The 13690-nt window shown below is 49.4% G+C and carries 13 protein-coding genes and 1 pseudogene; 4 read left to right on the forward strand and 10 right to left on the reverse strand.

Going from position 1 to position 13690, the window contains the following annotated elements; translation table 11 throughout:
• Positions 1 to 22: 22 nt before the first annotated feature.
• On the forward strand, positions 23 to 484 hold the full coding sequence (locus CYQ09_RS08210) for a hypothetical protein (protein ID WP_106744927.1): 462 nt from the start codon (positions 23 to 25) through the stop codon (positions 482 to 484).
• Here CYQ09_RS08210 and CYQ09_RS08215 read toward each other — a convergent pair.
• On the reverse strand, positions 481 to 660 hold the full coding sequence (locus CYQ09_RS08215) for a zinc-finger domain-containing protein (RefSeq protein ID WP_106744928.1): 180 nt from the start codon (positions 658 to 660) through the stop codon (positions 481 to 483). The two genes, CYQ09_RS08210 and CYQ09_RS08215, sit on opposite strands and share 4 nt — an antisense overlap.
• A gap of 87 nt (positions 661 to 747) precedes the next feature.
• Between CYQ09_RS08215 and CYQ09_RS08220 the strand changes: the two genes are divergently transcribed.
• A complete protein-coding gene (locus tag CYQ09_RS08220) occupies positions 748 to 1677 on the forward strand; it encodes an ABC transporter ATP-binding protein (RefSeq protein ID WP_106744929.1) in 930 nt (309 codons plus the stop codon).
• A 43-nt stretch (positions 1678 to 1720) separates the two neighbouring features.
• Here CYQ09_RS08220 and CYQ09_RS08225 read toward each other — a convergent pair whose 3' ends face one another.
• Together CYQ09_RS08225 and CYQ09_RS08230 are read right to left on the reverse strand one after the other, a co-directional pair.
• On the reverse strand, positions 1721 to 2083 hold the full coding sequence (locus CYQ09_RS08225; RefSeq protein WP_106744930.1) for an HIT domain-containing protein: 363 nt from the start codon (positions 2081 to 2083) through the stop codon (positions 1721 to 1723).
• 8 nt (positions 2084 to 2091) lie between these two features.
• Positions 2092 to 3669, reverse strand: coding sequence for a DUF5928 domain-containing protein (locus tag CYQ09_RS08230; RefSeq protein ID WP_106744931.1), 1578 nt, complete (start codon positions 3667 to 3669; stop codon positions 2092 to 2094).
• A 97-nt stretch (positions 3670 to 3766) separates the two neighbouring features.
• On the opposite strand from CYQ09_RS08230, the gene CYQ09_RS08235 reads away from it, so the two are divergent.
• Complete coding sequence (locus tag CYQ09_RS08235; RefSeq protein ID WP_106744932.1) at positions 3767 to 4621, forward strand: sulfotransferase family protein; 855 nt, start codon at positions 3767 to 3769, stop codon at positions 4619 to 4621.
• A gap of 241 nt (positions 4622 to 4862) precedes the next feature.
• Here CYQ09_RS08235 and CYQ09_RS08240 read toward each other — a convergent pair whose 3' ends face one another.
• From CYQ09_RS08240 to CYQ09_RS08265, 6 genes are all read right to left on the reverse strand, one after another.
• On the reverse strand, positions 4863 to 5294 hold the full coding sequence (locus tag CYQ09_RS08240) for a hypothetical protein (RefSeq protein WP_162617602.1): 432 nt from the start codon (positions 5292 to 5294) through the stop codon (positions 4863 to 4865).
• A gap of 236 nt (positions 5295 to 5530) precedes the next feature.
• Positions 5531 to 7690, reverse strand: a complete 2160-nt coding sequence (locus CYQ09_RS08245) for a Wzz/FepE/Etk N-terminal domain-containing protein (protein ID WP_106744934.1) — start codon at positions 7688 to 7690, stop codon at positions 5531 to 5533.
• Positions 7691 to 8491, reverse strand: a complete 801-nt coding sequence (locus tag CYQ09_RS08250) for a metallophosphoesterase (protein WP_162617603.1) — start codon at positions 8489 to 8491, stop codon at positions 7691 to 7693.
• A gap of 1 nt (position 8492) precedes the next feature.
• A complete protein-coding gene (locus CYQ09_RS18290) occupies positions 8493 to 9338 on the reverse strand; it encodes an O-antigen ligase family protein (protein WP_162617604.1) in 846 nt (281 codons plus the stop codon).
• A 626-nt stretch (positions 9339 to 9964) separates the two neighbouring features.
• A complete protein-coding gene (locus CYQ09_RS08260) occupies positions 9965 to 10609 on the reverse strand; it encodes a hypothetical protein (protein WP_162617605.1) in 645 nt (214 codons plus the stop codon).
• Positions 10610 to 11021: 412 nt separating this feature from the next.
• The gene (locus CYQ09_RS08265) at positions 11022 to 11459 is read right to left on the reverse strand and encodes a hypothetical protein (protein WP_106744938.1); all 438 of its coding nucleotides are present in this window, start codon (positions 11457 to 11459) and stop codon (positions 11022 to 11024) included.
• A 775-nt stretch (positions 11460 to 12234) separates the two neighbouring features.
• Between CYQ09_RS08265 and CYQ09_RS08270 the strand changes: the two genes are divergently transcribed.
• A complete protein-coding gene (locus CYQ09_RS08270; protein ID WP_106745461.1) occupies positions 12235 to 13200 on the forward strand; it encodes a sugar transferase in 966 nt (321 codons plus the stop codon).
• 113 nt (positions 13201 to 13313) lie between these two features.
• Here CYQ09_RS08270 and CYQ09_RS08275 read toward each other — a convergent pair.
• Positions 13314 to 13510: pseudogene (locus CYQ09_RS08275) on the reverse strand (integrase core domain-containing protein); the annotation flags it as partial.
• Positions 13511 to 13690 lie beyond the last annotated feature (180 nt).

The raw sequence follows: 13690 nt of genomic DNA on the forward strand, positions 1-13690 counted from the left end.
CGTATTTGTAAAAGGTTTTGCCATGTTCCGCCTGATCGTTCCAGTCGCCATCTGCTTTGCCCTACCCGCCAACGCACAATCAGGTACAAGTTGCGCGCTCACTGAAGATAACGAAAACTGTAATCGCGTCGTCGCCTGTATCGGTACAGATGGGCGATGGTTTAACGGGCGCGCATTTGGCCGAGGCACAGGAACATTTACGGGTACCATCAGTGACGGCACGTCTTGCGAAGGAACATGGATGTCACGCAATGCCTTTGGGTTAGGTCAGGCTGATGTAACTTGCGAAGATGGCATGACAGGCAAAGTATTCTACACATATCAAGACCCATACACGGGAACCGCTGTCGGCCAAGGAATTACCTCTGATGGTCGAGCAATTAGAATCTGGTCTGGGAATAATGTTCTCGCCTTTTTACGCGGAGACACCGGCCACCGCGTTGCGATGTTACCTTGCGACGCTGGCGCGATCCCAATGAGCTAGATTTTGCCCTCAAAATCCGCATGCACCAGCTTTGCATCGCAATAAGGGCATTCGACGAAACCAACCTCGTGCGGGATCTGAAGCCAGACACGCGGGTGGCCCAATCCGCCTTCCCCGCCGTCACAGGCAACGCGCCAGTCGTTTACAATGCGAGTCTCTGGGGCGGGCGTGGTCATGATATCACCTGTTAGCTTGCCGCGGGGCGCTGCCCGCCTTAGATCAGTGCTGATATACCGCAGCCGACGCGCAGGGGAAAGACCACCATGACCGACAACGCAATAGAAATTTCCGGGCTTAAGAAAACCTATGCTGCCACAGGGCGCAGCCCCGCCAAGGACGCGTTGAAAGGCATCAACCTGAACATCCCCCGCGGGTCCATCTTTGGGCTGTTGGGGCCGAACGGCGCGGGGAAATCAACACTAATCAATATCTTAGCTGGTCTTGTGGTAAAAACCGAAGGCGCTGTCAAAATCTGGGGATTCGACCAAGACACCAATCCACGCCAGTCACGCGCATCTATCGGTATTATGCCGCAAGAACCACACCTTGACCCGTTTTTCACCCCCGCCGGATCGCTTGACGTGCAGGCTGGGCTTTATGGGGTTCCCAAAGCCCAACGCAAAACCGCAGAGATTCTTGAACTAATCGGCCTTACCGATAAAGCCGACGCCTATGCGCGGTCGCTATCGGGTGGGATGCGACGCCGGTTATTGTTGGGCAAAGCCTTGGTGCATTCACCGCAAATCTTGGTGCTGGACGAACCCACAGCGGGCGTCGATATCGAACTGCGCAATATGCTCTGGCAGAACGTGCGCAAACTCAATGACGAAGGGATGACGATCATCCTAACGACACATTACCTCGAAGAAGCAGAGGCCATGTGCGACGATATCGCTATCATTAACCACGGCGAAGTCATCGTACGTGACAGTACCGCAAACCTACTGGGACAGCTCGACAGTAAAACACTGGTCATAACCCCAGACACGCCAGCGGATTTACCTGACCTCCCCAACACGATCACGGGGCAAAAGCTCGACAATGGGGCGCTAACCTTCACCTATCAAAGCACAACAACCCCTGCAGATGACGTGCTGAATATTGTCCGCAATGCGGGCATCACGATCAAAGACGTGAAAACGCAACAGGCCGACCTTGAGGATGTATTTTTATCACTCACATCAGCAAAGTAATGCGGGCACAGATCAAATTTAGCTAAATTTGATCGCGCTTTCGTCAATCAGCCAACATGCGACCAAGTTGCTTACCACCGATGATATGCATGTGGTAATGCGGGACCTCTTGCACACCATGAACCCGCGTGTTCGATATCCCGCGAAAGCCCTGCTCAACCCCAACAAGGTCGCAGACAGCTGCGATAGCACCAAAAAATCCGGCTTGTTCTTCGGGTGAAGCATCACGCGCGAAATGATCAAGGCTCATATAGGGGCCTTTTGGGATCACTAAGACGTGCACCGGAGCCTGTGGCTGGATATCGTGAAACGCCAACGCATGATCGTTCTCGAAAACGGTTTTGTTCGGAATTTCGCCGCGCAGGATTTTAGCGAAAATATTCTGGTCGTCGTATGCGTGTTCCATAGGTATCCTCAATCGACAAAAAGGTAAGGGGTTTCAGCCAAATCACGCGCTAAATCAGCATTGATGCTTAGAAAGCGAGCAATCGCAGCAGCGTTTTCATCAGTACTCGCGTTTTCACGTATCCTGAGAGCCCCAGAAAAGGAAGCGTCTCTCATACTGTCGCGCTCGTGGGCAATATCGTTACGAATCGTAGGAAGTAGCCGTGCAATCGTCGCTTCGCCGGCATCGGCGCCAACCAGCCCTACGCGTTTGGCATGTCCAGTGAGGTATGCATCATCAAAGATACACTCAATTTCAAGTAACCGAACCGTCGCGCGATCAGCAAAGAAATCGCGCATCAATTCAAGATCAGCCGTATCAAGGCAAATGACGAGCCGGTCACTTTGATAATGATCGAAAAGCATACGCAAGAACGCGCGCCGATGTCGGCCACGCTTTGCAAGGCTCGCTTCGATTCCCCCTAAATCAGGCAATGGCGTGTCTTCTTCGTTAAAAAGATACTCGACCGTCGGAATATCCGTATGACGATGGATACCAGCGACGAGACGCTTGGCGACATGCCATTTTTTACATGCAATGATAAGTAGCTCGCGGCTGCGCCCCAGCGTTGTTTCGCTTTCCCAAAAACGTGGTGCAAAACGGCGTCCGATGCGCCCACGCCCCGTCAAAAACCCGAACAAATTGCGCCCTTCATCCGAAATCACAAAGTCGGTTCTTTCACTCACGTACATCGCACCCAGATCATCGCGAAGATCCTGTGCTTCGGCGCTAATTTTACGTGCGAACAGTCCGTCTTGACCAAGCAACAGATCGTAGTGATCGTTATAGAACGTCACCGGCATCCCGTAATCGGTGAACATCAAAAACGTTAGCGTCCGATTTTCAATTTCGCTCCCAGGCACCAAATGGCGTACGAGGGTTTGAAAAAACGTCTCGTCAGGGATCCAGGTGGTGCGAAAAAACCGCATGACATCCTTTCGGTGTTGGACGAATTCAAGCAGTGCTTCGATTGTGCGACGACGTAAACACCACCATTGGCTACCAATCATAACTTGGATGTCTGATGGTATCTTGCGCGTCATTCCGAACTTTTGTTGAAGCCCCAAAGACGTATAGAACCGCCACTTTTGGGTCCTTTCATTAAAGAAATGGCGGTAAATCAATCGTTCTTCACGAAACCCCGTCTTGATCCAATTACTATCAAAGAAGTCATAGCTTTCAATAAAATCGCAGTCATGGTCATCAAGAAACTGATGCGCATAAGTTGCCGATTTTATCGGCATGCAGTCACCAGAGACCATGTAAAAATGGCTCGCGCGGGGGAACGCATCCACCGCGGCTTCGATCGCGCAAAGCGTCGCTTGAACAAGGCTCCACTCGCCCCATCCGCATTTGACGCGCCGCTTGGCAAAGGTCACGTTCGGATTACCCGATAGCGCCTCTGTGATGGTCGTATAGTCTTGGGCGTCGGCGGATGCATCGAAATGAATTGCTATAAAATCACCTGCCGCGGTCAACTGTTCCGCCTGCTGCACGATCGCGCTCGGGTTCTTGTGGCATAGAAGGATAAAGGCGATTCTAGCCATGTGTTGTAGGTAACCTCTGCAATCAGAATGACAGTTTAAAGCTTATTAGCGTGAACAGTCATTGAATAAACAGTGTTTCTTTGCTCTTAAAGAGAAAATGACCGCGACGTTTCGCAAAAGGAGATCCCCATTGCCCAGCTTTCCCGGAACCTGGATGACCACGAGCGAAAGCGTCGTTTACCGCGTGGTCCCGAAATGCGCATGTTCAACCATTGGCCAAATCATGTATTACTCGGATCATGGTGCGTTCTTTGATGGGGACATCCACGACGCCAAGTCAGGCATGCACAAGTGGGCGCTTGACGATAGCCAAGGCCCCATTTCAGATAACGTTGCTCAACACAAAAGCTATGCTTTCACTTGTGTGCGCAATCCATACACCCGTATCCTATCGTCATTTTTTGACAAAATATGCGGCATCCAGCGAAATGGAAAATACTACCGCGGGAACCTTGTTCCTCTGCTAACCCAAAAGTACGGAATCGAAGTAGGCAGCCCCGACACAGGGTTTGAATTCGATCAGATCAAAAGCTTTCGCCGCTTTTTGCTATTTGCGCGTGACAGCATCCGCTGGCGTCGTCCGATGGAGCCCGACATTCACTGGTCTGCCATGTCAGGTCACATCTCGACTTACATCGTGAACGGTGGCCGTTATGATAATATTTTTTGGACTGAAAAGTTCAACGAGGGGATGCAGCAAGTCTTAGACGGCATCGAAACGCCCCACACCATCGACCTAAAAACGATTCCACGCTTCAATGAAAGCGAAGGCCACGGCCCGAAACGCTTGCACCCGGTCGAAGACTATTTCGACGATCTGTCGATGCATCTGATATATGAGATGTACAAAAAGGATTTTCGCATATTTAAATATGACTTTGAAAATCCTGCGAATAAAATGCCCATCGGCGAAATTGACCTCGACGAAGTCCACGCAAAATTGGGTCAGTAAAGTCCAAAAGCTGCAGTCTTAAATCACAGCAAAAATACACGGCGGCTTGCCATTGGATTTTTGCATCATTCATTTTAGCAGTACAAATTCAACGGTTGCCTCTATTTAAGCGAAGCTATCGAACTTAAGAAACACAAACCTAGACACCAGTAATACAGATGCCTCTCAACTCATGATCTAACGAGACGGGCTCTCTCCATTGCATCGAGCCCATCTCGTAATAAATTCGCGGCTCGGGTGATCAGCTTGTACTACCAAATTGAGAAACGATTACGTCCGACACCTCACCACCACCAGAAAGCGACGTTGCCAAAGTTTGAACTGCGGCAACCTGCTGCTGAATCTGGGCAGAGCTTCCCACGAAGCCAACGCTCGGGTCACTCGCGACAGCGACAGCCGCAGCAAGCTGAGCGCGCGCTGCAGGCGGCACCGTACGAGAAACCGCAACAACAGTAGATACCACAGCACCAATATGTTGGTTCATAACCTCAGCTGGTAACCCAGATGCACGGATCGCCTGCATAGCGGTCGTAGTGAGTGCAGCACAATCTTCAGGTGCAGCCGCGCAACTGGCACTAAGTTCAGACAGAACAGCGTTGATATCGAATTCCTGCGCTTGCGCACTGAAAGCAATCACGGTTGACAGTGCCGTAGCAGTAATAAATTTTTTCATGACCAAGCCCTTTTTAAAACGCAGCAAATTGCGATACTGCAAATACATTCACATCCCAAAAGCAATTACGAAGGATAATACCACCAAGTGTAAAATAATTAAATACAATTATCAAAAACGAAGAGTATTAATCTAAAAACAGAAACCTCCTTCGATATTAACAATCAGATTCAAATACATAAGCGACGCTGTATCAGCTTTAAAATGGTCCAACACCGATAGTCACAGACGCTTCCCTAACTCCGATAGTAGCCATCATACCCGTAACTGCGCGTGCGCCCTTCAAAACAACTCAAGGCTGTAACGAGTTTCACATTTCCGCGGCCAGCTTTCACCAGTTGTTCAAATGCGCTACGAACTTCAGACTGGCTTGCTTCTCCGAAACGAACACAAAGAACGGCGGCGTCCACATGTGGCGTAACATATCGCGTATCCACAACCGGCACCAAGGGCGCGGTGTCTATTATAATCACATCAAAACTACTTCGCGCGCCGTTTATTAGCTCGACAAAGACATCTGACTGAAGTGGTGCATCGGTAGGAGTGTGCGCCTTTTTACGCCCTAAAATGACGCCCCCATCCGTAAGCGGATCCACGACATAAAACTGCTCTACTTCGCTATGCCCACCCAGCAATTCGCCCGTGACGCGCTCTCCTTTTTGCGATCGCCCGGAATGTTCTATCAAATATTCAAGCAGCCCGGATTCAGGCTCTACGCCCAGAAAACTGTGCACGCTCGGATTTCGAAGGTCAGCGTCAACAAGTAACGTCAACTTACCAGCTGCGGCGTAAACCCGCGCAAGAGATAGCGCTGTCGTAGACTTACCTTCTGCTGGAATCGCCGAGGTCACCATAATGACCCTCCCCCCTTTTTTTTCCCCGATTTCCTCATCAATACTTGCGCGGAGCTTGCGAAACGACTCCGCGAAAGGCGACATCGGGTCATTGACAATTCTGTCAGCCAGAACCTCTTTGACGTTGCTAGAGTTCACCTTGGGAATTATCCCACCAACTTGTGTCGGAATAATATTTTGCAATTGGCTAGCGGACGTAATGCCCCCAAAATAAAGCTCTTTCAGGAATGCAAAGCCAATACCAAACGTCACCCCCGCCACGAGGGCCAAAGCAAACACCACTTTTCTATTGGGCAAAGCGGGACTGCTTGGCACCATCGCATCGGATACGACGCGACTGTTGGCCACCTGTAACACAGACTGTGTTTCCAGATCCCTTATTCGACTTAAAAGTTGATCGTATTGTCGTTGCGCAATTCCCGCCTCTTGCTGCAAGCTATATATGTCAGCAAGCGTAGACGCCGATAATTCGCTCTGCAGTACCGTAGATTGCACTTCGTCAAGCAACGCAATCCGGCTATCATGAGTATTCAGCATCTGCGTCTCCAATCTCTCGAAAACTTGCTCCCCACGTTCCTGAATCTGTCCTTCAAGTGCAGCAAGGCCAAGTGAAAGATCAAATGCTTCGTCACTGCCAACTTGGGATGCCTGTAATCGTTGCTGCAATTGAACGCGCTGACGTTCAAGGTTGGAGAGCGCGTCGTCGCCAACCTGCGCGGCAAGTGTCTCCCAGTCACCGCTATCCCGAGCACTTTGCGCAATCACGACCGCATCTTCGAAATCGCTTAGTTGCTGCGTAATATTTTGCAATCGCCGGCCAATGGACGCTAACTCGCGATTTCCCGCTTCATCAGCTAAACGAATAACATTTGTTTCGATGTAATTTCGCAAAGTATCATTGCTCTGCTCAAGGTTTCCTCGTGCGCTCTGCAGTTGTGACTGTAGCACATCGCGCGAAGCGATTGACGCCTCACTTCGACCTGTTACCTGATCCTGAATATACATAGCGGCATGCGTGTTTGCGATGCTTGCCGAAAGCGTCGGATCTGGCGTGGTTGCTTCGACTGAAACGATATAAGTTAGCCCTAGACGGCGGACGGACAGTGCATCATTAAATTTGCTCAGGGTTAAATTGGTCAAGTCACTACCAGAAGGCGGCGCAGGAAGATCAAACCCGAACGTAACCTTAAATTGATCCGCCAGCGACACCGACGGTCCGAACTCTTCGCTCTGTTCCAAATCCAGAGAAGTAATCGTCTGAAGACCGATGTTTGAAGACTTTAAAATCTCCACTTCAGTTTCCAGTCGTGTCGCCTCGACCGAAGCATTGCTAACGCCCGTATCACTCGGATCTAGTAGGTTCGTCTCTTGCGGATCTATCCGAATAAGAGCCCGGGCCGTGTAAAGCGGGGTCGCCGCAGTCAAGTAGACGAAGGCCACCGTCAAAAAAACAAAAAGCGTGAGCCCAATAAGTCTATTCCGCCTGCGCAAGACGGCAACAACATCCCTCAAGTCGATAAATTCCTGATTATCTCGCGTCATTTAGTCTTCCTTTGAATTTATCGTTGATCGTTTCGGGCGTAATTTCTTTGCAACAAGTAATTTCCGTTCATCAGATCCGGCAACGAAACGCATCGCAGCAAGCCTGCCAGATTGAAAAGCGCCAATATCTAGATTGACGTGGCTGTTAGATATTTCGACATCGTCAACAGCGACATGACCATGAACGAGTACTGCCTTCCCCCTATACGTACCCCTCTGATGAGCAGGCCCCCACATCAAGCGTTCCGGCGACTGCTTTGAGGCAGGTTTCGAGAGGTCATAGCCCGCGTGAGCAAAGCGCAACATCCCGACTTCCAGTGCAATTGGTAAGCCCATCAAAAAATCTTGGTGCTCTTCGGGAATTCCCAAATCGAGCTTCCGTCGCAAGGATTTAATCTCAGCCTTAAATCCAAGGTCAGAATTCGGACGTACCCCATATGAAGCCAGTGTTTCCTCCCCCCCAAAGTCGACCCAATCAAGGTAACGCTCTGGGGTCATAAGGAATTGAGCCATCATATCCTCGTGATTTCCACGAAGCACCACACGTTCAAACATTGCGGGAGCAGGCCCAAGAAGCCGCTCTACAACCCCGGACGAATTCGGCCCCCGATCAATGACATCCCCTAAACAAACGATCAATTTAGGTCCCGCAATCGGCTGGCTATCTTCGACGATCTGAGCCTCAAGTTCGTCGTATAGATCCAAACAACCATGTATGTCGCCGATTGCGTAGAGTGCCGCAGGCATGTCTGACAACTTCAAAATACGCCGAAGCTGGGGCGGGGGGCGACGGAAAAACATACTACAGTTCCCTCGCCAAGCTGCGGCGCGCCAATCCCAGGGCGACAATAGCAACAAAGACATAGGTATTCGCCGCTATCTCTAGACTGAAATCGCCAAGCGAATGGACCGCGCCAACCACGATTACACCGACCGCGGCAGACGCCGGAAAAAAGCTTTCTTGTCGATCACGGATCGAAAGTAGTACCATCATAAATGCAATGCCAACAGAGATCATTGGCAACGACCCCGCGACGAGCCCCAATTCAGACCAGAGCGTCAGATAAGTATTGTGGGGTTTGTCCCAAATTAACGATGTAGAAAGTTCGGGACGATGAAAAGCTTCAAACGCGACAGCGTAAGTATCTAAACCAAAGCCCGCAAACCACCGCGTTTCAATCATTTTCCATGTCTGTCTATAAAGCTCTAGGCGCTCACCTAAATCCACTTGCAAATAAACAAAGCGCTGCAACATCGCCTGCCCCAGCAGGCTGATCAACCCAATCAACGTGACAAGACCAAGCGCAAACGAGACGCTGAAAATTTTAAACTTCGAAACGCCCGTCCGTATGAGCAGCACGACAATTGTGAACCAAGTGCCAGCTAGCGTCGATATCAAACCCAGTCGCGACGCTGTCTCTAGCAGTGCCGCAAAGATTACAAACATCAAAATTGATACATATGCAGCGTCTGTCGTAAAACCTTTCACCTTATGTTTCTGGTTCGGCATACGGCGTGCGGGCGATCGTATTTCGAACACCAACAGCGCAGCGCCAATCACAAACCCCATCCCCATAAAGGTCGCAAATGAATTTCTGTTAACAAATGTGCCTGTCGCAAAACCGTGATAGTTAGTCTTCTCTTGCAAGAGCAGGCTATCATCGAGCACGCTCAACGAAAGAAGCGCCCACACGGCATGTGCAAAAATTCCCCAAAAAATCCACTTTAACAATTTTTCGGTTCGGAATCGGTTTGTGCAGACCTCTGAAATCAGAATGAATAAGAAAGCATAGGATAGCATCCTTAGTATCCCAAGAATCGTTGCCGAAGAATCAAGTGATATCGTTGAAGGCGAAACGCCTTCTGGAAGCGGGGCAATTGGCGGCGCCCCTATCGGAATCAACTGAATCGTGGCCCACACTAGCGCCATAAGACCTGGCACAAGAACCCACCTATAGTTCCGAAATTGAACTGGGCGGTTCGGATCCAGACGCTGCAACATCACAAAATATACAAATGTCAAAAGACCGACCACTCCGATCGCCGCGAGCCACGCCAGCGGTCGGTTTGCCCCATAAGGAACCGGAATGAGAAATAAAAATATCGCAATACAAACCGCCACGCGGTCATTTAGCCGCGACGCGGCCTTTGGAGATTCTTGCCAGCGGTGCTCAACCACTTCAACAACCTCGAAATCGAAGAGTGAGGCGGCCCGCGACGTCCGCGTTTTCTTTAAAGTTTCCGCACTTGATGGCGTAACCCGCGTAAAATCTATCATGACGACGAATCCCCCAAAGATTTAGCCCTGATGAGATTGTAAAATGCGCGCAAGTCGCGACCGCTGACGTCAGAAACCGCATCAACCACCCAATCTTGCTTCTCTGGATCGGCCACAAAGTAGGTAGCAAGATAGGTTCTATAAATTTGGTCTTGGACCATGAGACGCGCATCAGAAATTGCGGGTGCGCCCAATTGCTCGGGTCCTATCTTAAAAGCCAGACGCATGCGTCGCGTCGCCTGCCCCCCCTCAGAAGGGGCCGTGGCTTGTGACATTTGCAATGCCGTAATTGCCTGTTCTGTGTTGCCGTTGATAAACGCCGCATGGGCATACACAAGATGCGCAAGCGACATCGTTGGTGAAGACATGAGCACCCGGCGCGCATGATCAATACAACCCTGAGCAACACTTTCAAGCACAGCCTGCCCCATCAACGCCCCCGAAACAGACGACATTAAGTCATCACAAAGCGTCATTTGACGAACACGGCTTACATACGAAAATGAGTTCTCAAACTGAGGAGAGGAGTTAATAGCCGAAAGGAAAACCCTGACTTCATCGCGATCTCTCGTCATGGTCTTAATTTCCGGACCGATCGCGTATGCCGAGAAACACACCGACAGCGCGGCCAGAAAAATCAAGGCACGACGATATATTTTCAATTCCCAACCCCAAATTGGTCGTACACCTGACACAGCACAAGAAACATGATGTTCCGTTCACAAAATAAATACAGCGACGGCAAACTCATAACGCCTGAGCAAGCCAATTAATTTAAAATTTCGGGCACCTAGACGCCGCACTATCTAAACGCTTATAAAACTAAGATAATTATTTATAAAGACAAATTCTCAACAAAAAAATTTCAATCAAATGAAATGCCTCTTTGCATACACAGGCACGCCCTTCTTGTAGGAAATTCAGATGGATACTCGCATCACTCGAACAACGCACTGGGTTGACCTATAGATAAAATCAACTGTTGGACAATGCCCCCGCCATCACTTCAGGCAAGGGGCAACACACGCAAAAGTAATTTTTGACTTAAAACCTTTACACACAGTAATTCGCAGCACCCATTTGAACAACTTGAGATCCGGTCAGGGTGACAAATTTGTTCCCGTCCAGTTCAGCAGCATACGTGAAATACCAATTTCTCAACGCAGCAGGCAAACGTGCACCAATAACCTGAGCAGCTTGCTGGTTTTCGGCCGCGCTCCCGCCTCTAGGGGCGTGGAAACCAAGAACCGCGTTAGCAGTGACACATGTCTCTGTTGAAGCAAGGTACAAAGTGCAAGCAGATGCGCACCATCCGTCAATTTGGATCTTTTCACCCGATAGGATCGCGACGCTCAAATCAACAAGATACTCATTCACGTTGCCACCGCCATCATTGTTAATAACTCTTGATGTCTGGTTGGCTGAGGCAGAAACGCCAAAAACAAGAGCCAAAGAAACACAAACCACGCGGAATACTGCAAGATAAGACATATTGAGACGATCCTTCGATTAAACCAAAGTCCGACAGCACAAATCATCCGGGCCGACTGACGATGTCAGCCAACAGAGCAACACAAAGAAGTTTTGAACTGGTTTCGAACGTGAGCTTATCTTGCAGTAATTGCAGACAAATTTAACGAACGCGTCTGGGTAGACCTGCCGCTAGCCGTATGGTCGACTATCCTTTTTGACAGGTGCGGATAGACGTTGCGATACGGTTTTTCGCATTCGGCCATCAGGAATTATCCCAATCCACCACGCAACTGAGGCCGACCCACGTGTCCTTCGCAGTGAAAAGAGAATCACAAGTGACCCGGACGCTCATTAAATTTTTGAAAATTCGTCAAATGATCACAATTTAAGCAACCACAGGGTGTACTAAGGGATTCACCAATAACGCACGATAACAATTTTAGTTTCCAACACAGGTAATCTGCTGGAATCCGTTCAAATGAACGTTTAAGAATCAAAAACTTATCGCTTAAGAGAGCTGATTTAGTGTCTTGGGTGGAAACCTTGCTAAACCGACAATAAAAAAATCATCTAAGCCTTCACCACGCTGAAAATACAAAAACAAAATTCAGACAAACCCCAAAAATAGCGCCTCCACACGTCTATTTTTTAAAAAATTAAATCAAATACTATCAAATTACTAAAATTGAGTTATCAATATATTAATTGATCGCAAATTTCGCGCATCAAAGCTTTCAACCAATACCAATTTAATTTCACAAACTCATATACATGTATCCTCGTGGGGGAAAAAATGAAGATCTATAAAATAGTGGATTTCAGCGAAAATATCCAAACTGTCGATACGTCGCGCACGCGCACAGGCGCATTCAAGGTAACCAGAAAAAAGTTACTTAATTTCCTAACGGAGCCGTTTATCGCATCGAAAGCGCTGCGATATGCGCTGACCTCACGCCGCGGAAATCAGGCCAAGGGCATCAACACAATCACTGATTGCACTGAAAGTCGCTCAACAGCTCAATTGGTACTATCAGCTGCAGCCACGAACGCCGATCTTGGGCCAACCCGCTTCTCCAATTTGAATCCTGCCAATACGCCCCATTGGCTGAACAGCTTAGATGACGGCAGCCACGATAAGAAAAACGGACTCTACAATAAGCACCTCAAACGCTCACTTGATGTCCTAATATGCCTTCTCTTGCTCCCCGTCGTAACGCCGATCATACTGGCTGCTTGGTGCCTTGTTAAACGTGACGGTGGTCCGGGCTTCTTCACTCAAGACCGCATTGGCCGTGATGGCGTAAGTTTTCAGTGCTTCAAATTACGGACTATGCACGTGGATGCAGAACAACGGCTGAAACATTTGTGTGCGACCGATGACAAGGTGGCGTATGAATGGCACACCTTTCAAAAACTAACGAATGATCCACGCATTTCAAAGTTGGGCCGTTTTCTAAGGGAAACCAGTATCGACGAGCTACCACAGATCTTCAATGTGTTGCTTGGCGACATGAGCATTGTGGGACCTCGCCCATTCATGTCATCACAAAATCAACTTTATCGCGATGCCGGCGGCTCTCACTACTATAGTCTGCGTCCGGGCGTAACTGGTCTATGGCAAGTCGAAGGTCGAGGCGCCTCAAAATTCGTGGATCGCGTCCGCTACGACAACGAATATGCCAGCAAACTCTCGTTTGTGACAGACATCTTGCTCATCCTAAAAACTGTGAAGGTCGTATTCTGCAAAACCGGATGCTAAGCGGCATGCGAGCCAGCACATAGCACCACGCGCAAAGCGTTGACAGATTGTGGTTGATGCTTTGTGATCACTCCACTTTGAGTCCGCTAATTTAGGTGAGTTCTGTTCAAGTTTTAGTCCTCTTTTGACGGGCTAGCATATTCCGCCGACGTCAGTCCAGCGAGGCTTGTGTGTGGCCGTGGTGGTTGAAGTCGATACGCCACGCTGCGATCAGGTTGCGGGCCACACATACACCAAACAGAGACGTATCAGCCACGGCGGCCAGACATTCGCGGCTGAAGTCATCAATCACGTCAAGATGCGAAAACCGCCCTCATCCCACCGCGCTACGACCAATCAAGCCTTCATAGCGGGCGATGTGACTCGTCTCCGGTACTTGGCATTGCCGCTCTTAGCCAGCTTCAAATGCTGCAATTCGATTGTAAATCTCATGTCCGCTAGTCAATTCGGTGTAGCGTTTGTGTAATGGTTTTCGGATCAAACACCATAA

This window comes from Yoonia maritima (assembly GCF_002933395.1).
Taxonomy (GTDB): Bacteria; Pseudomonadota; Alphaproteobacteria; order Rhodobacterales; family Rhodobacteraceae; genus Yoonia; species Yoonia maritima_A.